Origin of the sequence: Actinoallomurus oryzae (assembly GCF_039541955.1) — a bacterium.
In the GTDB taxonomy this organism is placed as follows: Bacteria; Actinomycetota; Actinomycetes; order Streptosporangiales; family Streptosporangiaceae; genus Actinoallomurus; species Actinoallomurus oryzae.
The window spans coordinates 86,567-111,128 of sequence record NZ_BAABHF010000045.1; the positions used below are offsets into that span (position 1 = coordinate 86,567).

General features: G+C 70.8%; 22 protein-coding genes. 10 read left to right on the forward strand and 12 right to left on the reverse strand.

What is annotated here, in order from left to right; all coding sequences use genetic code 11:
- Nucleotides 1–22: 22 nt before the first annotated feature.
- From ABEA10_RS35540 to ABEA10_RS35555, 4 genes are all read right to left on the reverse strand, one after another.
- Nucleotides 23–865 carry a carbohydrate ABC transporter permease gene (locus ABEA10_RS35540; RefSeq protein ID WP_345471532.1) on the reverse strand — a complete coding sequence of 281 codons (843 nt, stop codon included), beginning with the start codon at nucleotides 863–865 and terminating at the stop codon, nucleotides 23–25.
- Complete coding sequence (locus tag ABEA10_RS35545; protein WP_345471534.1) at nucleotides 858–1,829, reverse strand: carbohydrate ABC transporter permease; 972 nt, start codon at nucleotides 1,827–1,829, stop codon at nucleotides 858–860. The genes ABEA10_RS35540 and ABEA10_RS35545 overlap by 8 nt, the downstream gene beginning before the upstream one ends.
- Nucleotides 1,826–3,136, reverse strand: coding sequence for an ABC transporter substrate-binding protein (locus tag ABEA10_RS35550; RefSeq protein WP_329255428.1), 1,311 nt, complete (start codon nucleotides 3,134–3,136; stop codon nucleotides 1,826–1,828). The genes ABEA10_RS35545 and ABEA10_RS35550 overlap by 4 nt, the downstream gene beginning before the upstream one ends.
- 104 nt (nucleotides 3,137–3,240) lie before the next feature.
- Nucleotides 3,241–4,257 (reverse strand): LacI family DNA-binding transcriptional regulator, encoded by a 1,017-nt coding sequence (locus ABEA10_RS35555; protein WP_345471536.1) that lies wholly within the window; start codon nucleotides 4,255–4,257, stop codon nucleotides 3,241–3,243.
- A 103-nt stretch (nucleotides 4,258–4,360) separates the two neighbouring features.
- On the opposite strand from ABEA10_RS35555, the gene ABEA10_RS35560 reads away from it, so the two are divergent.
- Entirely contained in the window at nucleotides 4,361–4,780 is a 420-nt protein-coding gene (locus ABEA10_RS35560) for an NUDIX hydrolase (RefSeq protein WP_345471538.1), read from the forward strand.
- Nucleotides 4,781–4,783: 3 nt separating this feature from the next.
- Here ABEA10_RS35560 and ABEA10_RS35565 read toward each other — a convergent pair whose 3' ends face one another.
- Nucleotides 4,784–5,737, reverse strand: a complete 954-nt coding sequence (locus tag ABEA10_RS35565) for a quinone oxidoreductase family protein (protein WP_345471540.1) — start codon at nucleotides 5,735–5,737, stop codon at nucleotides 4,784–4,786.
- A 134-nt stretch (nucleotides 5,738–5,871) separates the two neighbouring features.
- On the opposite strand from ABEA10_RS35565, the gene ABEA10_RS35570 reads away from it, so the two are divergent.
- The gene (locus ABEA10_RS35570) at nucleotides 5,872–7,899 is read left to right on the forward strand and encodes a HelD family protein (RefSeq protein WP_345471542.1); all 2,028 of its coding nucleotides are present in this window, start codon (nucleotides 5,872–5,874) and stop codon (nucleotides 7,897–7,899) included.
- 4 nt (nucleotides 7,900–7,903) lie between these two features.
- Here the strand turns inward: ABEA10_RS35570 and ABEA10_RS35575 are convergent, their stop codons facing one another.
- Nucleotides 7,904–8,551: a TetR/AcrR family transcriptional regulator gene (locus tag ABEA10_RS35575; protein WP_345471544.1), complete on the reverse strand. Its 648-nt coding sequence runs from the start codon at nucleotides 8,549–8,551 to the stop codon at nucleotides 7,904–7,906.
- A gap of 132 nt (nucleotides 8,552–8,683) precedes the next feature.
- Between ABEA10_RS35575 and ABEA10_RS35580 the strand changes: the two genes are divergently transcribed.
- Entirely contained in the window at nucleotides 8,684–10,273 is a 1,590-nt protein-coding gene (locus ABEA10_RS35580; protein WP_345471546.1) for an MFS transporter, read from the forward strand.
- A 142-nt stretch (nucleotides 10,274–10,415) separates the two neighbouring features.
- The gene (locus tag ABEA10_RS35585; RefSeq protein WP_345471548.1) at nucleotides 10,416–11,750 is read left to right on the forward strand and encodes an MFS transporter; all 1,335 of its coding nucleotides are present in this window, start codon (nucleotides 10,416–10,418) and stop codon (nucleotides 11,748–11,750) included.
- A 264-nt stretch (nucleotides 11,751–12,014) separates the two neighbouring features.
- On the opposite strand, the gene ABEA10_RS35590 is transcribed toward ABEA10_RS35585, so the two are convergent.
- Nucleotides 12,015–12,158: a hypothetical protein gene (locus ABEA10_RS35590; protein WP_345471550.1), complete on the reverse strand. Its 144-nt coding sequence runs from the start codon at nucleotides 12,156–12,158 to the stop codon at nucleotides 12,015–12,017.
- A gap of 199 nt (nucleotides 12,159–12,357) precedes the next feature.
- Here ABEA10_RS35590 and ABEA10_RS35595 point away from each other — a divergent pair, with 199 nt between their 5' ends.
- Both ABEA10_RS35595 and ABEA10_RS35600 read left to right on the forward strand, forming a co-directional pair.
- Complete coding sequence (locus ABEA10_RS35595) at nucleotides 12,358–12,576, forward strand: hypothetical protein (RefSeq protein ID WP_345471552.1); 219 nt, start codon at nucleotides 12,358–12,360, stop codon at nucleotides 12,574–12,576.
- Nucleotides 12,577–12,734: 158 nt separating this feature from the next.
- The gene (locus tag ABEA10_RS35600; protein ID WP_345471554.1) at nucleotides 12,735–14,450 is read left to right on the forward strand and encodes a serine/threonine protein kinase; all 1,716 of its coding nucleotides are present in this window, start codon (nucleotides 12,735–12,737) and stop codon (nucleotides 14,448–14,450) included.
- 19 nt (nucleotides 14,451–14,469) lie between these two features.
- Here ABEA10_RS35600 and ABEA10_RS35605 read toward each other — a convergent pair whose 3' ends face one another.
- Nucleotides 14,470–14,844 (reverse strand): ATP-binding protein, encoded by a 375-nt coding sequence (locus tag ABEA10_RS35605; RefSeq protein WP_345471556.1) that lies wholly within the window; start codon nucleotides 14,842–14,844, stop codon nucleotides 14,470–14,472.
- 275 nt (nucleotides 14,845–15,119) lie between these two features.
- Here ABEA10_RS35605 and ABEA10_RS35610 point away from each other — a divergent pair, with 275 nt between their 5' ends.
- Nucleotides 15,120–15,926 (forward strand): GntR family transcriptional regulator, encoded by an 807-nt coding sequence (locus ABEA10_RS35610; protein ID WP_329255396.1) that lies wholly within the window; start codon nucleotides 15,120–15,122, stop codon nucleotides 15,924–15,926.
- Here the strand turns inward: ABEA10_RS35610 and ABEA10_RS35615 are convergent.
- Together ABEA10_RS35615 and ABEA10_RS35620 are read right to left on the reverse strand one after the other, a co-directional pair.
- Nucleotides 15,889–16,848 (reverse strand): alpha/beta hydrolase, encoded by a 960-nt coding sequence (locus ABEA10_RS35615; protein WP_345471557.1) that lies wholly within the window; start codon nucleotides 16,846–16,848, stop codon nucleotides 15,889–15,891. The two genes, ABEA10_RS35610 and ABEA10_RS35615, sit on opposite strands and share 38 nt — an antisense overlap.
- A 145-nt stretch (nucleotides 16,849–16,993) precedes the next feature.
- Nucleotides 16,994–17,911: an AraC family transcriptional regulator gene (locus ABEA10_RS35620; RefSeq protein ID WP_345471559.1), complete on the reverse strand. Its 918-nt coding sequence runs from the start codon at nucleotides 17,909–17,911 to the stop codon at nucleotides 16,994–16,996.
- A 153-nt stretch (nucleotides 17,912–18,064) separates the two neighbouring features.
- Between ABEA10_RS35620 and ABEA10_RS35625 the strand changes: the two genes are divergently transcribed.
- Both ABEA10_RS35625 and ABEA10_RS35630 read left to right on the forward strand, forming a co-directional pair.
- On the forward strand, nucleotides 18,065–19,147 hold the full coding sequence (locus tag ABEA10_RS35625) for an aldo/keto reductase (RefSeq protein WP_345471561.1): 1,083 nt from the start codon (nucleotides 18,065–18,067) through the stop codon (nucleotides 19,145–19,147).
- Nucleotides 19,148–19,164: 17 nt separating this feature from the next.
- Complete coding sequence (locus ABEA10_RS35630) at nucleotides 19,165–19,752, forward strand: DUF1349 domain-containing protein (protein ID WP_345471563.1); 588 nt, start codon at nucleotides 19,165–19,167, stop codon at nucleotides 19,750–19,752.
- Between the two features lie 19 nt (nucleotides 19,753–19,771).
- Here ABEA10_RS35630 and ABEA10_RS35635 read toward each other — a convergent pair whose 3' ends face one another.
- Nucleotides 19,772–21,403 carry a hypothetical protein gene (locus ABEA10_RS35635; protein WP_345471565.1) on the reverse strand — a complete coding sequence of 544 codons (1,632 nt, stop codon included), beginning with the start codon at nucleotides 21,401–21,403 and terminating at the stop codon, nucleotides 19,772–19,774.
- 222 nt (nucleotides 21,404–21,625) lie between these two features.
- Nucleotides 21,626–22,705, reverse strand: a complete 1,080-nt coding sequence (locus ABEA10_RS35640) for a LacI family DNA-binding transcriptional regulator (protein WP_345471567.1) — start codon at nucleotides 22,703–22,705, stop codon at nucleotides 21,626–21,628.
- A gap of 186 nt (nucleotides 22,706–22,891) precedes the next feature.
- On the opposite strand from ABEA10_RS35640, the gene ABEA10_RS35645 reads away from it, so the two are divergent.
- A complete protein-coding gene (locus ABEA10_RS35645) occupies nucleotides 22,892–24,529 on the forward strand; it encodes a glycosyl hydrolase family 79 C-terminal domain-containing protein (protein WP_345471569.1) in 1,638 nt (545 codons plus the stop codon).
- Nucleotides 24,530–24,562: the final 33 nt, after the last annotated feature.

Genomic DNA, 24,562 nt, shown 5'->3' on the forward strand with positions numbered 1-24,562 from the left:
GGTGCCTTTCTGCAGGGGCCCGTCAGGACTTGACCGCGCCGGCGGTGAGGCCGTGGACGAGGAAGCGCTGGAGGGCGAGGAAGCCGACCACCACCGGCAGGCTGATGACCAGGGAGGCCGCCATCACCTCGTTCCAGTAGACCTGGCCCTGGTTGGAGTACTCGCGCAGGCCCACCGCGAGGGTGCGGGTCGAGTGGTCGGTGAGGACGGAGGCGAACAGCACCTCGCCCCAGGCCGTCATGAACGCGTAGATGGCGACCGCGACGACGCCCGGGGCGGCCACCGGCAGGATCACGCGGAACAGCGTCCGCATCGGCCCGGCGCCGTCCACCCGCGCGGCCTCGTCCAGCTCGCGCGGGATCGTGTCGAAGTAGCCGGCGATCAGCCAGATCGAGAACGGCAGCGCGAAGGTGAGGTAGGTGATGGTCAGCCCGAGCCGGCTGCCGTACAGCGTGATGCCGGTGTACCGGTCGATGTTGACGAAGATCAGGAACAGCGGCAGCAGGAAGAGGATGCCCGGGAACATCTGCGTCGACAGCACGGCCGTCATGAACGTGCCGCGGCCGGGGAACCGGTATCGGCTGACCGCGTATCCGGTGAAGATCGCGATGATGACCGAGCAGACCGTCGCGCAGCCCGACACGACCAGGCTGTTGATGAAGTAACGGCCCAGCGGCACGGTGTGCCACATGTCGATGAACGGCCGGACGGTCACGTGCGTCGGGATCCATCGGAAGGCGCCCTGCACGTCCCGCAGCGGCTTGACCGACGAGGTGACCATCACGTACAGCGGCAGGACGGTGAAGATCGTGAGGAGGGTCAGGACGACCCGGCGCGTCCAGCGCACCGCCGACGACTCACGCATGGCGGCTCCTCAACTTTCCGGCGCCCAGGTACACGAGCGTGACGATCAGCAGGAACGCCAGCAGCAGCACGGACATCGCCGAGCCCAGGCCGAAGTTCCAGGTGAGGAAGGAGGCGTTGTAGATGTGGATGGAGATCATGTCCGCGTCGGCCGGGGGCTGTTCGAACAGGATGTAGGCGGTGTTGAAGTCGTTGAACGTCCACAGGAACAGCACGAGCACCAGCACTCGGTTGACCGGCCGCAGCAGCGGCAGGGTCACCGACCTCAGCCGGCGCACGAAGCCCGCGCCGTCGATCGCCGCCGCCTCGTACAGGTCACCGGGGATGCTCTGCAGTCCGGCCATCAGGGTGAGGAACGCGAACGGCCACAGCCGCCAGACGTTCACGAGGACGAGCGAGACGAAGCTGTTGCCGCCGAGCAGCCAGAACGGATGGCCGTGGACGAGGTGCAACTTGTCCGACAGCACGTTGTTCACCATGCCGCTGTCGCGCTGCAACATGAACCGCCAGGTGATCACCGCGGTGAAGACCGGCAACGCGTACGGCACGAGGAACAGGGTGCGCAGCGCCGCGCGCCCGCGGAACGGCCGTTCGAGGAAGACCGCGGCGGCCAGCCCGAACAGCCACGACAGGGCGACGACGACGGCGGTGACCCCGACCGTGATGAGGAACGAGTGCAGCAGGTCCTTGGCGACCGGACCGTGCGTGTCCACCGCGACGCGGTAGTTGGCCAGGCCGCCGTACGGCGCCGCGGTCCAGTTGCGGATGAAGAACTGGGTCAGGTGCAGCAGGCTCATCCACACGCCGACGAGCATCGGGATGACGTGGATCGCCAGCTCGGCGATGAGGGCGGGCAGCACCAGGAGATAGGGCAGGAGGGCACGGCCGGGCCTGCGGAACCGCCTCCGGGGTGCCCCGGGGGCGCGCGTCGGCGCGTCCCCGGGTGCGGTGACGGTGGTGCTCATCCGCCGGACTGCATCTTCTTGTTCGCGGCGGCCAGACGGCTCCGGATGGTCTGGTCGTCGACCGGCTTGCCCGCGGCGGCGTCGGCGATCAGCTGTTTGACGGTGTTGCCGACCAGCGTCTCGAACTGGGCCTCCTGCGGGATCATCGGCAGGGTCTCCGAGGCGTTGGCGAGGATGTCCCGGAACGTCTTGATCAGCGGCGTCTGGAACTTCGGGTCGTTGTACGCCTCCTGTACCACCGGCAGCGGACCCAGCTGAGTGTCGAGGATCTTCTGCTCGTCGGGGCTGGTCAGGAAGTCGATCAGCTTGAGGGCGCCGTCCTTGTTCTTGGTGTTCTTGAACACGCCGATGTTGATGCCGGCGACGTGGCTGCTGACCTTGTGCCCGCCGGCCGGCAGCGGGTCGGGCGCCGGGATCGGCACGACGCCGAACTCCCCGGCCTTCATGCCGTTCTCCGCGAGGCCCTTGGGCGCGTAGCTCTGGATCATCATCATCGCGGCCTTGCCCTTGGCGAAGTCCTTGAGCATGTCGGCGTCGTTGAGGTACTCCGCGTTGCTCGGGTTGACGACCTTCTCCGTGGACATCAGGTCGACGTACTGCTTCACCCCGGCGACCATCTGCGGGGAGTCGAAGCCGGGCTGCCCGCCCTGGAACAGGTTCGCGCCGTTCTGCCTGCCGAACATGAAGGCGAAGTGCGCGCCCTCGGTGTAGCTCGCGCCCTCCATGACGACGCCGTACTGCTTCTTGGCGGGATCGGTGAGCTTCTTCGCGTCGGCGACCAGCTCCTGCCAGCTCTTCGGCGGCTGCAGGCCCGCGTCGGCGAACAGCTTCTTGTTGTAGAACAGCCCGTACGCCAGCCCGTAGAGCGGCACGAACGCCGGGGGCTTGCCCGGCGCCCCGGCGGAGGTCAGCGTCGAGGGGATGAACTTCGCCTTGCCGCCGACCTTGGCGATGGTCGCGTCGTCGAAGGACTGGAACGCGCCGGTCGCCTGGAGCGAGGCCGACCAGGTGTTGCCGACGTTGACGACGTCCGGTCCCTGGCCGCTGGAGGTCGCCGCGAGGATCCGGTTGAGCAGGTCGGGCCAGCCGATCACCTCGAGCTTGACCTTGATGCCGGTCTTGGTCTCGAACTTCTTCAACTCCGGCCCCAGCACCTGCTGATCCTGCTGGATGCTGCGGCCCTGGTTGCTCGCCCAGTAGGTCAGCGTCTTGGGCGACGAGTCGTCGCCTCCGCCGCTCCCGCAGGCCGACAGCCCGGCGGCGAGCGTGACGCTCGCCGCGAGTGCCGCGATACCGCGTGCCTTCACCTGTGTCTCCCATCACCTGTCAGTCGTGTGAGGACGCCCCCGGCTCCGGTTCCAAGCATCGGACCACTAAACCGGTTTAGCGTCAACAGGCGAACCGGTTGCGATCAAGTCAGTTGGACCGGTCCGGTGCTCCCCCGCGGCGACAGGACCGCCGTCGCGTGGCAGGCGCTCGTCACCGGCCGCCCGGCGGCGAGGTCGGCCAGGCACCGCGCCACCTCCGCACCGTACGCGGCGATGTCGAGGCCGACGGCGGTCAGCGGCGGGTGGACGAGGCGGCAGAGCGCCGAGTCGTCCCAGGCGACGATGGACAGCCGGTCGGGCACGCGGATGTTCATCTCGGCCGCGACGCCCAGCCCGGCCACGGCCATGACGTCGTTGTCGTAGACGATCGCCGTCGGCGGGGCGGAAGAGGCGAGCAGCCGCCGCGTCACGCGGGCCGCCGCGTCGCCGGTGTAGTCGGCGGTGCCCCCGGACGGCGTCACGCCCAGTTCGCGGGCGGCCCGCTCGAACTCCTCGTCGCGCATGACCGTGTGCCACAGGCCGGGCAGCCCGGCCACCCGGGCGATGCGCCGGTGCCCGAGCGCGACCAGGTACTCCATCACCGAGCGGACCGGGGCGACCTCGTCGTTCCACACACCCGGCAGGCCGCCCAGGCCGTGCGGGCCGCCGACCACGACCGCGGGCATGCCGAGCTCGGTCAGGACCTTCGTACGCTCGTCGTCCACGCGCAGGTCGACGACGAAGACGCCGTCGACGCGGCGCTCGGCCCACCAGCGCCGGTACGTCGCCTCCTGCGCGCGGGCGTCGTCGGTCACCTGGAGCAGCAGCGCGATGTCGCGGCTCGACAGCTCGGCCTCGATGCCGGAGATGAGCTGCATGTAGAAGGGCTCGACGCCGAGCGTGCGGGCCGGCCGGTCCACGACGAGGCCGAGGACGCCGGCGCGCCCGCCGGACAGGGCGCGCGCGGTCCGGCTCGGCTGCCAGCCCATCTCGCGGGCGATGGCGAGGATGCGGGCCCGTGTCGCGTCGGACACCCCGGGGCGGTCGTTCAGCGCGAAGGAGACGGTGCTCTTGGTGACGCCGGCGCGCCGGGCGATGTCCGCGATCGTGGGACGCTTCATTCGGGCTCCCCGGTGGGCCGGCCGGACTTAACCGGTTTATCTAAGGAGATCACTGTAACGCGGCGCCTGGCCGCGGCCGTGGTCACGCGGGCATGCTGTCGGCATGCACGTGCGCTGCGTGGGAGCGATCGTCCACGACGCCGAGGGCCGTCTCCTGCTCATCCGCCGGGGGCATCCCCCGGGCGAGGGCCTGTGGTCGCTGCCGGGCGGACGGGTCGAGGCGGGCGAGTCCGACGCCGAGGCGGTGGCGCGGGAGCTGGCCGAGGAGACCGGCCTGCACGTCGCGCCGGGCCGCCTCGTCGGGTCGGTCGAGCGCGCCGGTCCGGCCGGGGTGACCTACGACATCCACGACTACGCCGCCGTCGTCACGGGCGGCACGCTCACGCCCGGCGACGACGCGTCCGACGCCCGATGGGTCACCCCCGACGAGCTACGCCGCCTCCCGGCCAGCACCGGGCTGGTGGAGACGCTGACCCGATGGAGGGTCCTGCCTGCCGATCAACGAACGCGCGACGCTGACTGAGCGCTACGGGATGAGCAGCAGCTTGCCGGTGGTGCGGCGCGACTCCAGGTCGTCGTGCGCCCGGCGGGCGTCCTCCAGCGGGTAGCGACCGCCGACGTGCACCGACAGGTCGCCCGCGGCGATCCAGCCGAACAGGTCCTGGGCACGCAGGGTCAGCTCCTCGCGCGTGGCGGTGTAGTGGGCGAGGGTGGGCCGGGTGAGGAACAGCGACCCGGCGGCGTTGAGCCGCTGCGGGTCCACCGGCGGCACCGGTCCGCTGGACGCGCCGTAGAGCGCCAGCATGCCCCGGGGCCGCAGCACCGACATGCTGTCGTCGAAGGTCGTCTTGCCCACGCCGTCGTAGACGACGTGCACGCCGCCGGTCAGGTGGCGGACCCGCTCGGCGAAGTTCTCATAGCGCACCACCTCGTCGGCACCGGCGTCGCGGGCGAGCTTCTCCTTCTCCTCCGTGGAGACCGTCCCGATCACGTGGCCGCCCCGCAGCTTGACCATCTGGGTGAGCAGCAGCCCGACGCCTCCCGCCGCGGCGTGCACCAGGGCGGTGTCGCCCGGCTTGATGGCGTACGTCGAGTGGGTGAGGTAGTGGGCGGTCAGCCCCTGCAGGAACACGGCCGCGGCCTGCTCCGGGTCGGCGTCGCCGACCGGCACGGCGCGGTCGGCGCGCACGACGGCGCGCTCGGCGTACGAGCCGTCGATCTCGGCCGACACCACGACGTCACCGATGGCGGTGCCGGTCACGCCCTCGCCCACCGCGCTGACCCGGCCCGCGCCCTCCAGGCCGGGGATGTAGGGGAGATTCCGGGAATAGGCGCCGGTGCGCTCGTAGGTGTCGCGATAGTTGACGCCGCTCGCCATGACGTCGACGGCCACCTCGCCGGGGCCCGGCCGCGGGTCCTCGTAGTCGGCGGCGCGCAGGACCTCGGATCCGCCGAACTCGGTGACGACGATCGCACGCATGTGACCTCCCAGAGCGGTGGTTCGATCCGCTTCGAACTTAGCGCACGGCCGGCGGGGAAATTGAGGTGAGCCGCCGCGTCGTCCGTACTACGTTGGTGACTTTGCGCTCCCCCACCGACCGGAAGGGTTCCGTCATGCCTGCCCAGGAAGCCGAGGACATCGAGGCCGAGATAACCGCCGAGCGCGATTATCTGCGGCGTTCGCGGGCGGCGCTGGGGCGGATGCGGGACAACGTCCTCACACTGGACGCCTCGTCCGCCGGCGACTGGGTGTCGGCGGAGGTCCTGGCGGGCGAGCTGGCCAAGCGCGCGGAGGCGCTGCGCGACGACCCTTCGACCGCGTTGTTCTTCGGGCGCCTCGACCATCCGGACGAGCGCCTCTACATCGGCCGCCGGCACGTCCACGACGAGGGCGGCGAGCCCCTGGTCATCGACTGGCGGGCGCCGATGTCCCGGCCGTTCTACAAGGCGAGCACGGCCGACCCGATGGGCCTCGTCCTGCGGCGGCGGTTCGGCTACTCCGGGGGCGAGCTGACCGCGTTCGAGGACGAGGACTTCACCACGCAGGCGGAGTCGCGCATCCTCATCGAGGAGATCGAACGCCCTCGCGTGGGCCCGATGCGCGACATCGTCGCCACGATCCAGCCCGAGCAGGACGACATCGTCCGGGCCGGCGCCGAGCACACGCTGTGCGTGCAGGGCGCCCCGGGCACCGGCAAGACCGCGGTCGGCCTGCACCGGGTCGCCTACCTCCTCTACGCCCACCGCGAGCGGATGCGCCGCGGCGGCGTGCTCGTCATCGGGCCGAGCGCCTCGTTCCTGGACTACATCCGCGGCGTGCTTCCCGCGCTCGGCGAGATCAACGTCAAGCAGGAGACCCTCGACGGGCTGCTCGACACCGTCCCGGTCAAGCGCCTGGACGACCCCGTGACGGCGCGGATCAAGGGCGACGCGCGGATGGCGGAGGTGCTGCACCGGGCGATCTGGAGCCACCTGCGCGAACCGGACGAGGCGCTCGTGCTGCCGCGCGGCACCCGGCGCTGGCGGGTCCCGGCGTACGAGATCGCCGAGCTGGCCGGCGAGCTGCGCGCCCGCGGCGTCCGGTACGGCGCGGGCCGCGACCTGCTCTCCCACCGCATCGCGCACGCGATCCTCATCCGCATGGAGTCGGCCGGCGAGGCGTGCGACGACCGTACGCACGAGGCCGTGCGCCGCACCCGGCCGGTGAAGGCGATGGTCGACCAGGCCTGGCCCGCGCTCGACCCCGTACGCGTGGTGATGCGGCTGCTGTCCGACGCGGACTTCCTCGCCGGGGCGGCCGAGGGCCTGCTCGACGCCGAGGAGCAGGCCGCGCTGCTGTGGGACCGGCCCGCCCGGGGCCCCAAGTCGGCACGCTGGTCCCGCGCGGACGCGGTGCTGGTGGACGAGGCGGCCGACATCATCAACCGGACGCCCAGCCTCGGCCACGTCGTCCTGGACGAGGCGCAGGACCTGTCGGCGATGGAGTGCCGGGCGGTCGGACGGCGGTGTGAGACCGGCTCGGCCACCGTGCTCGGCGACATCGCCCAGGGCACCACGCCGTGGGCGGTCGGCGACTGGGCGACGCTCCTGCGCCACCTCGGCAAGCCGGAGGCGGAGCGGACCGTCCTGGACCGCGGCTACCGGGTGCCACGCCAGATCATCGACTTCGCGAGCCGCCTGCTGCCCTCGATCGCGCCGGACCTGGCCCCGCCGACCTCCGTACGCTCCGCGCCGGGGTCGCTGGAGATCCGCCGGGTCGGCGGCGGCGACGCGGACACGGCGGTCGTGGCCGCCTGCCGGCAGGCCCTCGCCGGCGAGGGCTCGGTCGGGCTGATCACGGCCGACGCGACGGTGCCCGCGCTCGCCCGGCTGCTGACCGCCGAGGGACTCGACCACGTGACGCTCACGGACGGCTTCGCCGGGGCGCGCCTGGTCCTCACGCCCGCGACGCAGGCGAAGGGCCTGGAGTTCGACCAGGTCATCGTCGTCGAGCCCGCGGACATCGCCGACGCCGAGCCGGTGGTCGCGCCCGGCGACGGCGGCGTCGCGCCGGGGCTGCGGCGGCTGTACGTCGTGCTGACCCGCGCGGTGTCACACCTGACCGTGCTGCACACCCGCGACCTCCCGGCCGCCCTCGCCTGAGGCCTCAGGGAGCGGCGGACCAGGCGCCGGGCAGGGTCTCGACGGCGAGCGCGATGAGCCCGCGCACCCGGGGCACGACGTCGGCGGGCTCGACGATCTCGTCCCGTACGCAGGTCTCGTAGGCCACCCGGACGGCCGACATGAACGACGCGACCACCAGGTGGGGCCGCGGATCGGCCACGACGTCGGTGCCCGCGCGCCGCGCGATGATCCGCGCCGCGGCCTGCTCGGTCTCGGCGAACCTCCTCAGCTGCCCGGCGGCGACGGCGGGCGTGCCGTCGATCAGGCGGTGGAGCTTGCGGAACCGCGCCGTGTCCGCCTCGTCGCTCTCCCGGATGGCCTCAAGGGAGACGTCGAGCGAGGCCAGCAGCGCGGGGACCGGCGGCTCGGCGGGCGGGCGCTCGGCCAGCGCCGCGATGAACAGGGTGTCGTAGCCGGTCAGCAACGACAGGGCGATGTCCTCCTTGCCGGCGAAGTAGCGGAAGAAGGTGCGCTGCGACACGTCGACCGCGGCGACGATCTCATCGATCGTGGTCGCCTCGTAGCCCTTGGCCAGGAACAGGTCGAGCGCGGCGTCGACCAGGGCCCAGCGAGTGCGCTGTTTCTTGCGTTCGCGCAGGCCGGCGACGTGGGCGTCGGTCATGCCTGCCATCGCGCTCTCGCCTCCCGTTCTCGTTCATAGTCTGCCATATGACAGCAAGTGACTGTTCAAGTGCGTTTGTCATTTGTCAGTAGCTGCCATAACTTCGGAGGAGGCCGCGCTCGTACCTATCGAGGGGGATGGATGTCTCAGCCGGTCGCACAGCACTCCGCACCCGCGGCGTCCGGCCGTACGGGCCGCCGCGGGCACGGCAACCCATGGCTGACGCTGGTCGCCGTCGCACTCGGCGTGATCATGGTCACGCTCGACACCACGGTGGTGGCGATCGCCAACCCGGCGATCTCCCGCGACCTCGGCGCGTCCCTGTCCGATCTGCAGTGGGTGACGAACGGGTACCTGCTCGCACTCGCGGTCTCGCTGATCACCGCGGGCAAGCTCGGTGACCGGCTGGGTCACAAACCGGTCTTCCTCATCGGCGTCGTCGGCTTCGCGCTCGCGTCGGCGGGCATCGGCCTGTCCAGGGACATCGGACTGATGATCGCGCTGCGCGTCATCCAGGGCGTCTTCGGGGCGATGCTCCAGCCGACCGCGCTCGGGCTCCTGCGCGCCGCGTTCCCGGCCGAGCGCCTCAACCTGGCCATCGGCGTCTGGAGCGCCTGCATCGCGGCCTCGACCGCGGCCGGCCCGATCGCGGGCGGCCTGCTCGTCCAGCACATCAACTGGGAGTCGGTGTTCTTCATCAACGTCCCGGTCGGGGTCGTCGCCCTGGTGGTCGGCGCCCTGTTCCTGCTGAACGCCCGCGGCGGCGACCGGGGCTCCTCCTTCGACATCCCCGGCATCCTGCTGCTGTCCGGCATGCTGTTCACGCTCGTGTGGGCCGTGATCAAGGCGCCGTCGTACGGCTGGGCCGACGTGAAGACGCTGGCGTTCCTGGGCGCGGCCGTCGTGCTGCTCGCCGTCTTCGTCGTGCGCGAGTCCATGGCCCGCGAGCCGCTGCTGCCGCTCGGGCTGTTCCGGTCCGTCCCGCTGTCGGTGGGGGCCGTGCTGATGATGCTCATGGCCTTCGGGATGTTCGGCGGGATGTTCTTCCTGACCTTCTACCTGCAGAGCGTCCACCTGCTGTCCCCCGTGCAGACCGGCGTTCGGCTGCTGCCGATGATGCTCGCGATGATGGTGGCCTCGCCCGCGGCCGGCGGGCTGATCAGCAAGGTCGGGCCGCGCCTACCCCTGGTCGCCGGGATGGTGTTCGCCGCCGTCGCCTTCCTCGGGCTGACCCGCATCGGCGTCGAGGCGGGCTTCTGGGACATGACGCCGTGGTTCGCACTGCTCGGCATCGGGCTGAGCCCGGTGCTCGTGGCCGCCACCGACATCATCGTCGGCAACGCTCCGGTCGCCCTGGCCGGAGTCGCGGGCGGTCTCCAGCAGGTGGCGATGCAGGTCGGCGGCGCGCTCGGCACCTCCGTGCTCGGCGCGGTGATGACCGCCAAGGTGGCGAACGTGCTGCCGGGCCACATGAAGGACGCCGGGCTGCCGGTCCCGACCCCGGCGCAGGTGGACCTGATGAAGGGGGCGATCTCCCAGGGCGTCGCGCCGGTGCCCGCGAACACCCGGCCGGAGGTGACCCGGCTGCTGGTCCGGGCCAGCAACCTGTCCTTCATCGACGGGATGCATCTGGCCTTCACCGTCAGCGTCGGCATCATGTTCGCGGCCGCGCTGCTGAGCCTGCTCGTACGGGCCGGCCGCCAGGTGGAGGGCGCGGCGGCTCTCATCTGACCTCGTCACGGGCTTCGCCCTGTCCACGAGATTGCCAACGATTCGGCGCGCTTTTCGTCACATTAGGTGCGTTCCGGCGCCCGAAACCCCGGGTAACGTCCTGTCGATTTCTCATCGAGCATCGGGGGCGACAGGAGGATTCATGGTCCTGGAGCCGGGCGAGGCACGGCGAGCACGCTCCCTCGACGACGACGAACGCGGGGCGCAGGTCCGGATGGCCGCGATCGCGAGCGTGGTCGGCACCTCGATCGAGTGGTACGACTTCTTTCTCTACAACACCGCGGCGGCGGTCGTCTTCAAAGACGTCTTCTTCCCGTCGTCGAGCGACTACGCCGGGACGCTGTCGTCGTTCGCGACGTACGCCGTCGGGTTCGCCGCGCGCCCCGTCGGCGCGGCGATCTTCGGGCACTGGGGCGACCGCCTCGGCCGCAAGGCGACGCTGATCGTCACGCTGGTCCTCATGGGGCTGTCCAGCGCGCTCATCGGCGTGCTGCCGGGCACGCACTCCATCGGCGTGGCCGCGCCGATCCTGCTGGTCGTGCTGCGCGTCCTGCAGGGCGTCGCGGTCGGCGGCGAGTGGAGCGGCTCGGTCCTGCTCTCGATGGAGTGGGGCGACAAGAAGAAACGCGGGCTCATGGCGAGCTGGCCGCAGATGGGCGTCCCGATCGGGCTGATCCTCGGCACGGTCGCGATGTCCTCGGTGGCCAGCGCGAGCGGCGACGCGTTCAAGAACTGGGGCTGGCGGCTGCCGTTCCTGTTCAGCCTCGTACTCGTCGCGATCGGCCTGTGGGTGCGGCTCCGCGTCATGGAGACGCCGCTGTTCGCCGAGGTCGTGGAGAAGCGGAAGGTCGCCAAGGTGCCGGTGGCCGAGGTCATCCGGCGCCACCCCAAGGAGATCGTGCTGAGCGCGCTGCTGCGCTGCTCGGAGCAGGCGCCGTTCTACATCTTCACCTCCTTCGCCCTGACGTACATGGAGAAGCACGCGGGCCGGTCCGACACGTTCGCGCTGAACGCGGTGGCGGCCGCCGCCATCGTGGCGCTGGTCCTCATTCCGCTGGCCGGGCACCTCAGCGACTCGATCGGCCGCAAACGGGTCTACGCCGCCGGGGCGCTCCTCACCGCGATCATCGCCTTTCCGTACTTCGCGCTGATCAATACGGGGATCGGCGTGGTCATCTTCCTCACCGTCATGGCGTCCGAGGTGCCGCACGCGTTGCAGTACGGGCCGCAGGCCTCGCTCATCGCCGAGGTCTTCCCGACCAACCTGCGGTACGGCGGCGCGGGCATCGGCTACCAGCTCGCCTCGGTGATCGCCGGCGGCCCGGCGCCGCTGCTGGCGACCTGGCTGCTGCACGACTACGGCTGGTGGGCGATCTCGGCGATGATGGTGCTGGCGGCCGTCCTGACCCTGATCGCGACCGCCCTGCTGCCCGACCGTTCGCGCGTGGACATCACCGACGACGCCGTCTACGCATAGCCATCGACCAGGTCACCTGTCACGGAGGTGACGAGCGGCGGCGGCCCATGACCGGGCCGCCGCCGTTTACATTTGCCAATGTTCATTCGCAATTGCCATCATCTGAGGAGTTCGCCCGTCAGTCTTGTCGATCGTTGGCCACGGGGAGGGTCCGACCGCCGTGAGCGAAGACCATACGATGAGCCCCTTGCGGCCCAGTGATCCGCAGCGGCTTGGGGACTACCGGATCGTCGGGCGGCTCGGACGTGGCGGGATGGGCATCGTCTACTCGACGCCCAACTCGAGGGCGAGACCCTGTTCATCGTCACCGAGTTCGTCGACGGCGCCGACCTTCAAGAGTTCGTCACCGCCAGCGGCCCCATGCGCGGCTCCAGCCTCGAACACCTCGTCCTCTACCAGATCACCCACGGCGAACCCTCCCTCGACGGCCTCGACGACGGCCTGCGCAGCCTCATCACCCGCGCCCTACTACCAGGGTGGTTACCGCGTCGACGCGGACCACCTCTCCGCCGAGCGCTGGGCAAGCGCACCGACCGACGACACACTGCCGACCAGACTTCTGGTCAGCACGGACGCGACGATCATTCAGAACCCGCCGTACGGGCGGATGGGGATGTATCGCCGCGGCGAAGGCGACGGCGATGACTCGTCCTCCTACGACTTCTTCGTACGGGCCGACGGACGGGGCGCCCTGATCCGCAAGGAGTTGCCCTTCTTGAACCCCGGGGCCTTGTTCTTCTGCACCAGTTCCTTCGCTCCGCCGGACAACAGCGATGACGGCACGCAGGTGCTGTTCGACGACTTCGACCTCTCCCGGATCGGCTGATCTCGGCGTCGCTCCATCGACCGTCACGGCCGCCGCGGTTTCCAATTGTCAACCTTCGTTCGCACTTGCCAGCAATCATGGGGAACCAAGGCGGTCCGCCCACTAGTCTTATCGACTGTTGACACGGGAGGATCTGGACCGCTGTGACCGAAAACCACGTGACAAGCCCTTTGCGGCCCAGTGATCCGCAGCGGCTTGGGGACTACCGGATCGTCGGGCGGCTCGGACGTGGCGGGATGGGCATCGTCTACCTCGCCGAGTCCGCGGGCGGTGAACGCGCGGCGGTCAAGGTGATCAGTCCCGAACTGGCCGATGATGAGACCTTCCGCGAACGGTTCCGGCGAGAGGTCGAATCCGCCCGCAAGGTCCGACGCTTTTGCACCGCCCCGGTACTCGACGCCCAACTCGAGGGCGAGACCCTGTTCATCGTCACCGAGTTCGTCGACGGCGCCGACCTTCAGGAGTTCGTCACCGCCAGCGGCCCCATGCGCGGCTCCAGCCTCGAACACCTCGCCGTCGGCGTCGCCACCGCACTCACCGCCATCCACGGCGCCGGAGTCGTCCACCGCGACCTCAAACCCGCCAACGTCCTACTGTCCTCGGTCGGCCCCCGCGTCATCGACTTCGGCATCGCCCGCGCCCTGGACACCGTCTCCGGCGCCACACGCACCGGCCAGTTCATCGGCACCCCCGCCTACATGGCACCCGAACTCATCTCCGGCGCCAAGGCGTCACCGGCCTCCGATGTGTTCGCCTGGGCCTGCGTCGTCGCCTTCGCCGGCACCGGACGCGCCCCCTTCGACGGCCCCACCGTCCCCTCCGTCCTCTACCAGATCACCCACGGCGAACCCTCGTTGGACGGCCTGGACGACGGCCTGCGCAACCTCGTCACCCGCGCCCTGTCCAAAGACCCCGCAGCCCGCCCCACCGCACAAGAACTCCTCGACGTCCTCACCGGACGCCCCCACGCCGAGGCCGCCGCCACCGCCGAAACCATCGGCCGCACCTGGGCCCACACAGTGCCCGACGGACCACAGGCGCCACCGGGCGTGCCCCCGCAGGGAGGCCCGACGCAGGCATGGCAGCCACCCGGCGGCCCCACGCAGGCGTGGCCGCCGCAGGGAGGGCCCACGCAGGCGTGGTCGCCCCAGTCCCAGCCGGCGTCGGGCGGCCGGCCGGTCTGGCGACGGCCGCCCGTGCTGGCCGCGGCCGCGGTCGTGCTGGTGATCCTGCTCGGCGGCGGGGTGTATTTGGACGCGCACGACGGCGGGCCGCCGTCCAACACCGCCACGGTCTTCTCGGACGACTTCTCCAACACCGACTCCGGCTGGTCCGGCTCGATCTGGATCTCCGACAGCGGGTACTTCCAGAGCGGTTACCGCATCGACGCGGGCGGTAGCGCCTACACGGAGCGCTGGTCGAAGGCTCCGGTCGACAAGGCCCCGGACAAACTTCTGGTCAGCACGGACGCGACGGTCAAGCAGAGCCCGCCGTACGGCCAGATGGGGGTCTACTGCCGCGGCAACGGCGACGGCGATGACTCATCCTCCTACGACTTCTTCGTACGGGCCGACGGGCGGGGCGTGCTGATCCGCAAGGAGTCCGGGAAGGCCGGGTCGAAGGAACTGGTGCAGAAGAACAAGGCCCCGGGGTTCAAGAAGGGCAAGAAGAACCGCCTCCAGGCGGCGTGCGAGCAGGACGGGAAGAAGGTCCACCTGCGAATGTGGGTCAACGGCAAGCTCGCCGCCGAGACCACCGACGGCGACGCACCGCTGCCGAGCGGCGGCGTCGGCCTGATGAGCCGGCTGGAGAACGGCAGCGACAACGGCACGCAGGTGCTGTACGACAACTTCGACCTGTCCAAGATCGACTGATCTCACGGCCGCCGCGGTCTCATAACTCGAACCAGTAGGTGAGGCCGCTCTCGTCGGCGCGGAAGCCGGATCGGGCCGCGAGCCGCCGGATCAGTAGCACGCCGCGGCCGCCCTCGCGGAGCTCGCCGTCCGGGCGGAGGTCGCCGCGCTCGCGGATCGTCGGGACGGTGTCGGCCCCGCCGTCGCCGACCTCCACGCGCAGTCCCGCGGCGGTCTCGGCGACCGCGACGGTCACGGCCGGACCGGTGGCGTGGATCACCGCGTTGGTGACCGCCTCGCTGGTCAGCAGCACTGCGGTGGCGGTCTCGGGCCGCTCGCCGAGGACCTTGGCGACGAACCGGCGGGCCGTCGCGACCTCCTCGGGGCGGCGGGCGAGCGTGATCGAGCCGAGCACCGGCCCGGCGGCTCGCGCCGGACCACCGCCCGCCGCCGTGTGGGTTACGGCCGGGGCGCCGGGCCGCTCACCGGGGGGACCGATCTCACCACTGAGGCCCGTTTCGCCTATATCACGATCGCCGGGATGACCGAACGGTGTTTCGCGCATGGCGGTATCACCCCTCAAGCCGAGGTTTAGGGAGGGTAAAGAAACTATGCTGTGAGCATACGACCACAATGTGTGACCATGCAACAGGGGGCCGAGTTCGTCTCGAACACCGGAGTGCCGACGCAGTGAACCTCAACACCCTCCACGAGATCGCCACGATCTCCGACCCGATCGAGCGTGCCTGCGCGCTCGGCCGCGCCATGACCGAACAGCAGAGCCTCGTCGAGGAGGCGGCCCGCATGCGCCGTCAGGCGATCGCCGAAGCCCGCGAGAGCGGCCATCGGCTCGAAGAGATCGCGAGTGTCCTCGGCGTCTCTCCCGGCCGCATCTCCCAGATGCGCAAGGGCCCGGCGTCGCGCGCCCCGCAGCCGCCGCCGGATACCAGGCCGCAGGTCATCGTGCACCGCGCGCTGCCCACGACGCCGGGCGCCCTCGGCAACGGCGCCGCCTTCGTCACCGCCGCCGAGCGGCAGGGCGTACGCCCCGGCCACCGCATGCTGTTCGTCGGCGCCGAGCCGTCGAGCGAGCACGTCGCGACGTGTCTGCGCGTGCAGACGGGCGACGAGGTCATCGCGCGTCGGCGGCTGATCCTCGCCGACGACGTGCCGGTGCGCCTGGTCACCTCCTACTTCCGCGCCGACCTGTTCGCGGGCACCTCCGTGGCCGAGCCGGACCCCATCCGGCCCTCGCTGCGCGAGTGCCTGGAGGAGCTGGGACACAGCTTCGGCCACGCGGAGGAGACCCTGATGGCCCGTCCCGCGACGCGCCCGGAGGCCGACGCCCTGCAACTCGACCTGGGCGAGTGGGCCGTCCAGGTGCTGCGGGCGTCCTACTCCACCGACGACACGCCGGTGCACATCCTCGAGTCGATCTGCGCCGCGAGCCGGCACATCTTCACGGTGAGCCAGGAGGGCGGGGAACAGGAGTTCTGACATCCAGGTAGGCCGCCAGCCAGCGGTCCAGCTCAGCGAAGAACCGCTCCCGTACCGGCGCGGCGGACAGGCACAGGTCGTGCAGGCCGCCGTCGATCCGCACACAGGTGACGTGCGGCCCGAGCCGTGTCGACCAGCGGGCGATGTCATCGGCGTTCAGCACGGCGTCCGCGCTGGTCATGTCGTCCTTCTTGCGCCGTGCGCTGCGCGTGGAGGCCATCACGAGCACGGGCACGTCGACGGCCAGCCCGGCGTGCGCCTGCCGGTGCGCCCGCAGGACCGCGGCCAGCCAGCCCAGACGTACGGCCCCCTTCTCGGGCTTCCAGGCCAGGTCGAAGTCCCATTCGCCGCCGTGGTCGCGGTGGATGGTCCGCACGTACGACTCCGACAGCCCACGCGGGATCACACCCTTGGGCCACACCCGGGCCGCCGCGCGCACGAGCGGCCCGGCGAGCATCCGCACGGCAGCCGGGACGTTCAGCTCCAGGAACGGGCTGTTGAGGAACAATCCGTCGACCAGTCCCCGGCCGCGGACGCGATCGGCCCACAGAGCGGTGATGAGCCCGCCGGTGGAGTGCGCGTTGATCAGCAGTACGTCGTTGTCCTCCCGGATGAGACGTACGGCCTCGTCGAGTTCGGGGAAGTAGTCGGTCATGCTGCGGGCGAAGTACGGGGTCTGGTGCGGCAGCAGCGACCGGCCGTACTTTCGCAGGTCCAGCGCGTAGAAGCTGTAGCCGCGCTCGACGTAGAAGTCGGCGAGGTGCGCCTGGAAGAAGTAGTCGACGAAGCCGTGGACGTACAGCACGGCCTTACGCCCGGGCGCACGGCGCCGGACCAGCGTCGCGACGACCTCCCCCTCGGCGTCGTCCTCGAAGGTCAGCCGGAGCGCCTCGTAGTCCGCGCCCAGAACATCCGGTTCCATGACGGATGAGCGTACGGTCAGACTCGTTCCGAGAACACGACCGGGATCACAGAAGACCGGACGTGGACGGGCGGCGGCTCCTCCGCGTGGCCCGGTGCCGTCAGGACAGGTGCCGTCAGGGCAGGTGCCGTCAGGGCAGGTGCCCTCAGGGCAGGTGCCGGGTGTCGTGCGCGCCGGGGTCGGCGCGCAGGCGCGCGGCGTCCTGCCCGGGTGGGGCTCCGAACAGCCGCCGGTACTCGCGGCTGAACTGCGTGGGGCTGTCGTAGCCGACGAGATGTCCGACGCCGGCGACGTCACCGGGGCGGGCGACCAGCAGGGACCGTGCCTCCTGGAGCCGGATGCGTTTCTGGAACTGCAGGGGGCTCAGGGTCGTGACGGCGCGAAAGTGCCGGTGGAACGCGGACGGGCTCATCCCGGCCAGCCGGGCCAGGTCGGAGATCCGCATCGGCTCGGCGTAGTTGTCGCGTATCCACCGGATCGCGCGGCTGACATGGGACAGACCGCTGTCGGCGAGGCCGATCTGGCGGATCATGCCGCCGTGCGGGCCGGTGAGCAGCCGCCAGAGGATCTCCCGCTCGATCAGCGGGCCGAGCACGGATGCGTCCGCGGGGTGGTCGAGCAGTCGCAGGAGTCGTGTCACGGCGTCGAGCAGCTCGGGCCGGACGGCGCCGGTCGCGATCGCGGGCGCACCGGTCGTGAACCTGGGCCACCGTCCGGGCGGGGTCTCGAGCAGCAGCGGGGCGATGGCTTCGGGCCGCAGGACCAGCCCCAGGCCCAGCGACGGGGAGTGCGGGCCGGTGTCGAGGAAGTGGCCGGTGACGGGCAGGTCGGCGGTGACCACGAGAAACTGCCCCGCCCGGTACTCGAACACCTGGTCGCCGAGCAGGAGACGCTTGCCGCCCTGGGCCATGACGACCAGCAGCGGCTCGGTCAGTGAATAGTCCGGCCGCGCCGCCTCCACCTTCGACAGCAGCAACCCGTCGATCGACGTCCGCAGATCCGGCCGAGCGTGCGTCGCGATGAGACGGCGGATCTCGTCCAGGACGTCGGGGGTGGCGTGCACACCTCACGGAACCACGAAGGAACCCATGAGGCAAGACCGATCGAAGCGAGATCGGCAGGATCAGGCAAGAGCCGACGCGGATCGGCCTACCGCGGACCGCCGGGCGCGCGTTTCGATGATCGGGACCATTCCGTACGCCACAGGAGCACGCTCATGCCGCTCGATCACTACGTCACGCTCGGCCGGTCAGGACTGCGGGTCAGCCCGTTCGCCCTCGGCGCGATGACCTTCGGAGAGGATCCCGGAGCCGCCGGATGCAGCGTCGAGGAGTCCGAGAGGATCCTGGCGACCTACCTGGACCGCGGCGGGAACTTCATCGACACCGCGAACTTCTACACCAACGGCCACTCGGAGAAGATCCTGGGTGACTTCTTCGCCGCCCGGCCGGGGCGGCGTGAGCACGTCGTGCTGGCGTCGAAGTTCTTCGCCAACCTCTTCCCCGGCGACCCCAACGGCGGCGGTGCCGGCCGCTCATCGATCACCGCCCAGCTCGACCAGACCCTGCGCCGGCTGCGGACCGACTACCTCGACCTGTACTGGTTGCACAATTGGGACCGGAACACTCCGATCGAGGAGACCCTTCGCTGCCTCGACGACCTTGTCCGGGCCGGAAAGATCCGCTACGTGGGCTTCTCCAACACGCCGGCCTGGGTCACCGCCCAGGCCCAGACCACGGCGCTGCTCAGAGGCTGGACGCCGCTCGTCGCGATGCAGGTCGAGTACTCGCTGCTGGCCCGTACCGTCGAGGGCGAACTCGCCCCGCTCGCACGCGACCAGGGCATGGCGCTGGTCGCCTGGAGCCCGCTGAAGAACGGCTTCCTGTCCGGCAAGTACCGGCGCGGCACCCAGGTCACCGACTCGGCCCGCACCGCCTACGTCGGCGGCCCCGGTGAGGACGAGTACACCGTCATCGACGCCGTCGCCGCGGTCGCCGACGAGCTCGGGAATACCTCGGCGGCGGTGTCGCTGGCCTGGCTCCGCGCCCGTGAAGGCACGGTCGTGCCCATCGTCGGCGCCCGCCGCGTGGACCACCTGGAGGACAACCTCGCCGGCCTGGAGGTCGCCCTCACCCCCGAACACCTCCACCTGCTCGACGAGGTGTCGGCTCCCACTTTGAACTACCCGGCGCCGATGCACGGCGCGCTGCGGGCGATGCTGCAGTTCGCGGGGACCACCGTCGACGGTGAACCGTCCTCCGTGTATCCGCCACTGGTGCAGAGTGAGGTCCGGTACTGAACCACGGAAGGGCGAACATGGACGGGCGGAAGGCTGTCGGGTGGTCCGACGCGATGTGGCTCAACCCGCCGCAGCGCGCCGAGGAGGACGGGGGCGCGCTGCTGGTCACGACCCGGCGCGAGAGCGACTTCTGGCGGACGACGAGCTACGGCTTCGTACGGGACGACGGGCACGCTCTGCTCACCGGTTTCCCGCCCGGGTCCGCGGTCGAGGTGGAGTTCGTGGCGCGGTTCGAGGAGCTGTACGACCAGGCCGGGCTCATGGTCCGGGTCGACGCGCAGAACTGGATCAAGGCCGGGATCGAGCTCAGTGACGGGTTGCCGCAGCTCGGGGCCGTCGTGACACGCGGGGTCTCGGACTGGTCGGTGGCGCCCGTACCCGAGTGGTCCGGGCGCCGGGTCACCGTACGGGCGAGCCGGGCCGGTGACGCGGTCACGGTACGGGCACGCTGCGAGGACGAGCCCTGGCGGATGGTACGGCTCGCGCCGCTCGACCCGGACGCGACGGCGGCGGCCGGGCCGTTCTGCTGTTCACCCCAGCGCGAGGGCCTGACCGTCCGGTTCACCGGATTCGTCCTTGGGTCGGCCGACGCCGCCCTGCACTGACGCTCCCGGCCAAGTACAGCTAGCTGTGATCGTGCAAGGTGATCACGGACGCCTCGCCGGCCGCGACGGTCACGGTCATCCTGCGGCCGTGGATGCGCTCGGCCGTGGGGTGGAATCCCGGCCAGCTCCCGTCGGCGGCGACCTGACGGCCGTCGACCCGTACCTGCGGCGCGTCGAGCGTCCGGCCGGCGCCGGACGGATCGTAGGGGGTCATCCGGTCGATCAGTGCGGTGGAGCCGGGCGCGGACACGGTGAGCGTCACCGGGTGGTCGCCCTTGTTGATGAGGAACAGCCGCCTCTCGCCGGACTCGCCCTCGACGCGCCAGGCCTTGACCTGCGCCGCGGCCGGGTCGTTCGCGGTCACGGGCACCGGGCGCAGCCCGGTGCCGCCCTGCGCGAACCGGCCGAACACCAGGGCGGCGTAGTACAGCGGCGCCGCCGTCGGCGCGCCCATGGCGGGGGTGACGTCGTAGTCGATCGCGTTGTAGTAGCCGTTGCCCTCCTCCGGCGCGAAGAACGCGCGTACCTCGGCGTTGTGGAAGTTGACCCCCACGGCGGCGGTACCGCACGTGGCGTTCGCCGCGGGGTCGGCCGGGGGCTGCGGGCAGGCGGCGTGGAACATCAGGTCGAGCCCGTACGCCGCGGAGGCCGCGACGTTGCTCACGCCGTCCGCGCCGCGTCCCGCCGCGGTGTTCGTCTCTTCGAGGCGGTAGCCGAGACCGTGGCGGCGCGCCTCGCCCGCGTGGGTGTAGACCTGGTAGTCCAGGCTGGCCAGGTGCTCGTCGGAGAGCAGGGCGCCGATGCTCGGGCAGCGGTACGGCTTGTTCGGGCAGGTGCGCGCCAGCGGATAGAAGTGGTCGCTCGCGTACGCGCCGAACGCTCCCGCCCGTGCTCGCATCGGCGGCGCGGCCGTGTCGAGGATCCGCGGCCAGTCCCAGAAGAAGCGCGTCGGCACGGCCCGCTGGTCGATGTCCTGCCAGGGCAGGATGTCCTCGCTGGTGTTGGGGACGATCAGCGGGAGGGGACCCGTGACGTCCGGGTCGGCGTACTCGCTCAGGTCGTGCAGGTAGGCGTCGACGTCGGAGTGGTAGGACAGGTCCGGCTCGTTGCCGAGCTCGATGCCGGCGATGTCCCGTTCCGCGCCGGCGAAGGCCGGTTCGACGCCCTGCCGGACGAACGCGCGGGCGTGGTCGGGGCCGACGAACGGCCGCGACGCGCTGGGCGGCGCCATCGCCGTGCCGAGGACGACGCCCCACGACGGCGTGCGGCTCCGGCCGTTCACCGCGTCGAGCGTGGAGCGGATGGCGCGCAGATCCGTCGGCGTGATCACCTGGTTGGTGTCGGGCGCGTCCGGTTCGAACGGCATGAGGTCCTGGGACGAGCCGCCGATGCGCAGCACGCCCGTGCCGAGGTTGCCCAGCAGCTTCGCGAACGCCGGTCGGGCGGCCGGCCCCATGTACCGCTCGATCAGCGACCATTCAACGCTGAAGCCGACGAAATGGCGCGGGATGCCGCCCTGGTTCTGGTGCGCGGGGTCGAGGGTCACCGACGCCTGCGGCGGTGACGACGCCGCGGCAGCGCTCGTGACGGGCTGGGCGACGAGCGCGGCGGCGGCCAGTGCCGCCGCCACGCGGGCGGTTCGAACCTTCATCGGTCCCTCTCGGCGTCGACGACGAGGCGGGCGGTGACCGGCGCACCGAACGCGATCCGTGTGGCCAGGCAGCGCCAAGGGCTCACAGTCATGGCACTCCTCCCGAGGTCAGCTCTGAGAAACCGGTTTCTGGTGAGGCAGTCCAGCACCGATCACCGAAGCGGTCAATAGCCGCCTGGGATTCGAGTGCCCACACCGAGCGGGCGACGCGTACGGCCGGGTTCAGCTCCCCGCGTGCTCCCCGGCGGTGATCGTCGCGCCCGAAGCGATCTTCCCGACGGCGTCCTCCGCCGTGTCGATCGCCTTGCCCGTGGACTCTCGTACGACGAGGGTCGGCTCCAGGCGGACCGACGCGCTCGTCCCTCGGTCGCCGAGCCGGTCTCGCAGGACCTCCCAGCTTCTCCGGCCCAGCTCGGCCTTGGGGAGGCGGACGGTCGTCAGCGCCGGATGGACGAAGTCGGCGGCGGGGATGTCGTCGAAGCCCACCACCGACATCTCCGCCGGAACCGCGACGCCGAGCGTACGGAGCCGGGCGAGCGCCCCGAACGCGACCAGGTCGTTGAAGCAGATGATGGCCGTGGCACCGGCCTCGGCCGCCGCGGCGGCCGAGGCGTAGCCCTCCTGGCTCTTCGAGCCGGTCGGGATCACCACCGCGTCGGGCAGGCTCCGCTCCAGCGCGTGCAGCCGGTCGGCGTTCGACGACGAGGACGGCGGCCCGGCCAGGTAGGCGATCCGGCGGTGCCCGAGCTCGCCCAGGTGCGCGATGACCGCCTGCATCCCCCGGCCTGAGTCGATCATGACGGAGGCGGTCAGCGGCGGGTCGGCCAGCCGGTTGGTGCACACCATCGGCAGCCCCTTGCGGACGACGCGGCGCAGGTCCGCGATTCGAGCGCGAGGAGAGCACAGGACCAGGCCGTCCACCCGGCGGGAGACGTCCTGGATCAGGCGCAGCTCCGCCTCGGGGTCCTCGTCCGAGTCCGCGACCACGACGCTGAACCCGTCGTTGCCGGCCGCGACCGTCAGCGCCTTGACCACCTCGGGGAAGAACGGGTTGGCGAGGTCGGGGACGACGACGCCGACCGTCTGGCTCGCCCCGCGGGCCAGACCCTGCGCGATGGCGCTCGGGTGGTAGCCGAGGCGGCGGCTGACCTGGCGGACGCGTCCGGCCAGGACCGGATCCACGGTGTCCTGGCCGTTGAGGACCCGTGACACGGTGGCACGCGAGACGCCGGCCTTCTCGGCGACGTCGGCGATGGTCACCCGGCGCCCGCCGGCACCGGACGGATCGCGTTTCGTGGGCACACGCCAACGGTAACCGCAGACGGCACGGCGCGGACCAGCGCTCACCGGCGAGGGACGCCCTCGCGATCCGGTCATCTATTGACGTTCGGTGCGAACGGTGCTGAACTGCACCACCAGAAACCGGTTTCTCGGGGCTGACCTCCTGAATCAAGACGGCGGCGATAGGACATTGGGAGCCTGCAGATGGTGAGAGAAATCGTAGGTCGTCGCGGTACGGGCGGGATCGTACGGCGATCTCTGTCGGCGGTCGGGCTGGCGACCGCGCTGGCGACGGCGTGCGCGGTGGCGGCGCCGGCCGCTTCGGCCGACCCCACCGCGATCACACTGACTCCGAAGGGCGCCCCGGACCTCGGGGCGGTCACCGGCGAGAACCTGGGCTTCTCCGTCGAGTCGGCCGACCTCGCGCACGGGTTCTTGACCAAGCCGCGGATGTCGCAGTGGCTCAAGACGCTCGGCCGGCACGGCGTGCTGCGGCTGGGCGGCTATTCGATGGATCTGGTCTGGCCCGCGTTCGGCGACTACCGTGACGCCCCCACGCCTCCGGAGGCGATCGGCGGCCGGGTGGACCGGCCCGACCTCGTCCGGCTGAAGGCCCTGCTGCGCGACAGCGGCTGGAAGGCCACCCTCGGCGTGCCGCTGAAGAAGATCATCGATCCTTCCAAGATCAAGAACCCCACCAAGGACCCGTCCCCGCCGGTGACGCTGGACCAGGCCGTCGCCGAGGTGAAGGCGGCGCACGAGATCCTCGGCGACGACCTGCTGGCCGTGGAGGTCGGCAACGAGTACGACAACGTCACGACGCTGACCCCGGCCGAGTACTACGCGACGATGAAGAAGTACTACGCGGCGATCAAGCAGGCGGTCCCGCACGCGAACATCAAGGTCACCGGGCCGTCGGCGAACACCGCGAAGACCAACACCCAGCTCGACGGGTTCGTGTCCGCCGTGCAGGCCGACACGGGCGGCGACCCGCGGCAGATGATCGCCGAGTTCACCAACCACCTGTACCCGCAGAGCCACTGCGGTTCGTCGAACGCCACGATCGCGGGGTTGCTGTCACCGAGCACCTACGTCACCGACCGGAACAAGCTGACCGGCATCATGGACATCACCGGCCGCCTGAACAGCGGGATACCCGCGGTGATCAATGAGTCCAACAGCGCGTCCTGCAGCGGCCAGCCCGGGGTCAGCGACGCCTACGCGACCAGCCTGTGGTCGCTGGACTACCTCCTGCAGACCGCCCAGAGCCGCGTCTCCCAGCTGCAGTTCCACACCAACACCGCGGCGGTCTGCGGCGACTTCCAACCGCGCGACTCGAAGGACTACCCGATCTCCTACCGGTACTACGGGGCGTTCTGCGCCGCGGACCGGCACGCGCTGGACTCGAACCGGCTGTCGGCCACGCCGCTGTACTACGGGCTGTGGGCGTTCCACCAGGTTCCGGAGGGCAGGTTCCTCGACGTCGGCCTGCCGGACACCGCGCTGTCACAGCTGCGCGCGTACGCGGTCGAGAACCCGAACGGCGGGCTGACGATGGTCCTGATCAACATCCAGGACCCGGCCGCCTCGACCGGCGACGACGACGTGACGGTGAATCTGCCGTCCGCCTACCGCCGCGGCCAGGCGGTGACACTGCGGACCTCCGCTTCGGACGGCCTGGCCTCCCTGGACGCCTCCGCCATCAGGCTCGGCGGCCGTACGATCTCCGACCGCGGCGTCCCGTCCGGCCGGCCGGAGGCCACCCCGGTGCGGGTCTCCGATGGCAGGTCGACCGTCACGGTGGCGCCGGGCACCGCTCAGATCATCACCTTCTCCGCACGCTGACCTGACAAGCGCCTGGAGACGGGCGGCGGCCGG

Coding starts and splice junctions, on each gene's coding strand:
- ABEA10_RS35630 (WP_345471563.1), top strand. CDS start 19,165: ATGGACGGGCGGAAGGCTGTCGGGTGGTCCGACGCGATGTGGCTCAAC.
- ABEA10_RS35540 (WP_345471532.1), bottom strand. CDS start 865: ATGCGTGAGTCGTCGGCGGTGCGCTGGACGCGCCGGGTCGTCCTGACC.
- ABEA10_RS35635 (WP_345471565.1), bottom strand. CDS start 21,403: ATGAAGGTTCGAACCGCCCGCGTGGCGGCGGCACTGGCCGCCGCCGCG.
- ABEA10_RS35585 (WP_345471548.1), top strand. CDS start 10,416: ATGGTCCTGGAGCCGGGCGAGGCACGGCGAGCACGCTCCCTCGACGAC.
- ABEA10_RS35595 (WP_345471552.1), top strand. CDS start 12,358: ATGGGGATGTATCGCCGCGGCGAAGGCGACGGCGATGACTCGTCCTCC.
- ABEA10_RS35570 (WP_345471542.1), top strand. CDS start 5,872: ATGCCTGCCCAGGAAGCCGAGGACATCGAGGCCGAGATAACCGCCGAG.
- ABEA10_RS35545 (WP_345471534.1), bottom strand. CDS start 1,829: ATGAGCACCACCGTCACCGCACCCGGGGACGCGCCGACGCGCGCCCCC.
- ABEA10_RS35625 (WP_345471561.1), top strand. CDS start 18,065: ATGCCGCTCGATCACTACGTCACGCTCGGCCGGTCAGGACTGCGGGTC.
- ABEA10_RS35560 (WP_345471538.1), top strand. CDS start 4,361: ATGCACGTGCGCTGCGTGGGAGCGATCGTCCACGACGCCGAGGGCCGT.
- ABEA10_RS35555 (WP_345471536.1), bottom strand. CDS start 4,257: ATGAAGCGTCCCACGATCGCGGACATCGCCCGGCGCGCCGGCGTCACC.
- ABEA10_RS35615 (WP_345471557.1), bottom strand. CDS start 16,848: ATGGAACCGGATGTTCTGGGCGCGGACTACGAGGCGCTCCGGCTGACC.
- ABEA10_RS35575 (WP_345471544.1), bottom strand. CDS start 8,551: ATGGCAGGCATGACCGACGCCCACGTCGCCGGCCTGCGCGAACGCAAG.
- ABEA10_RS35565 (WP_345471540.1), bottom strand. CDS start 5,737: ATGCGTGCGATCGTCGTCACCGAGTTCGGCGGATCCGAGGTCCTGCGC.
- ABEA10_RS35580 (WP_345471546.1), top strand. CDS start 8,684: ATGTCTCAGCCGGTCGCACAGCACTCCGCACCCGCGGCGTCCGGCCGT.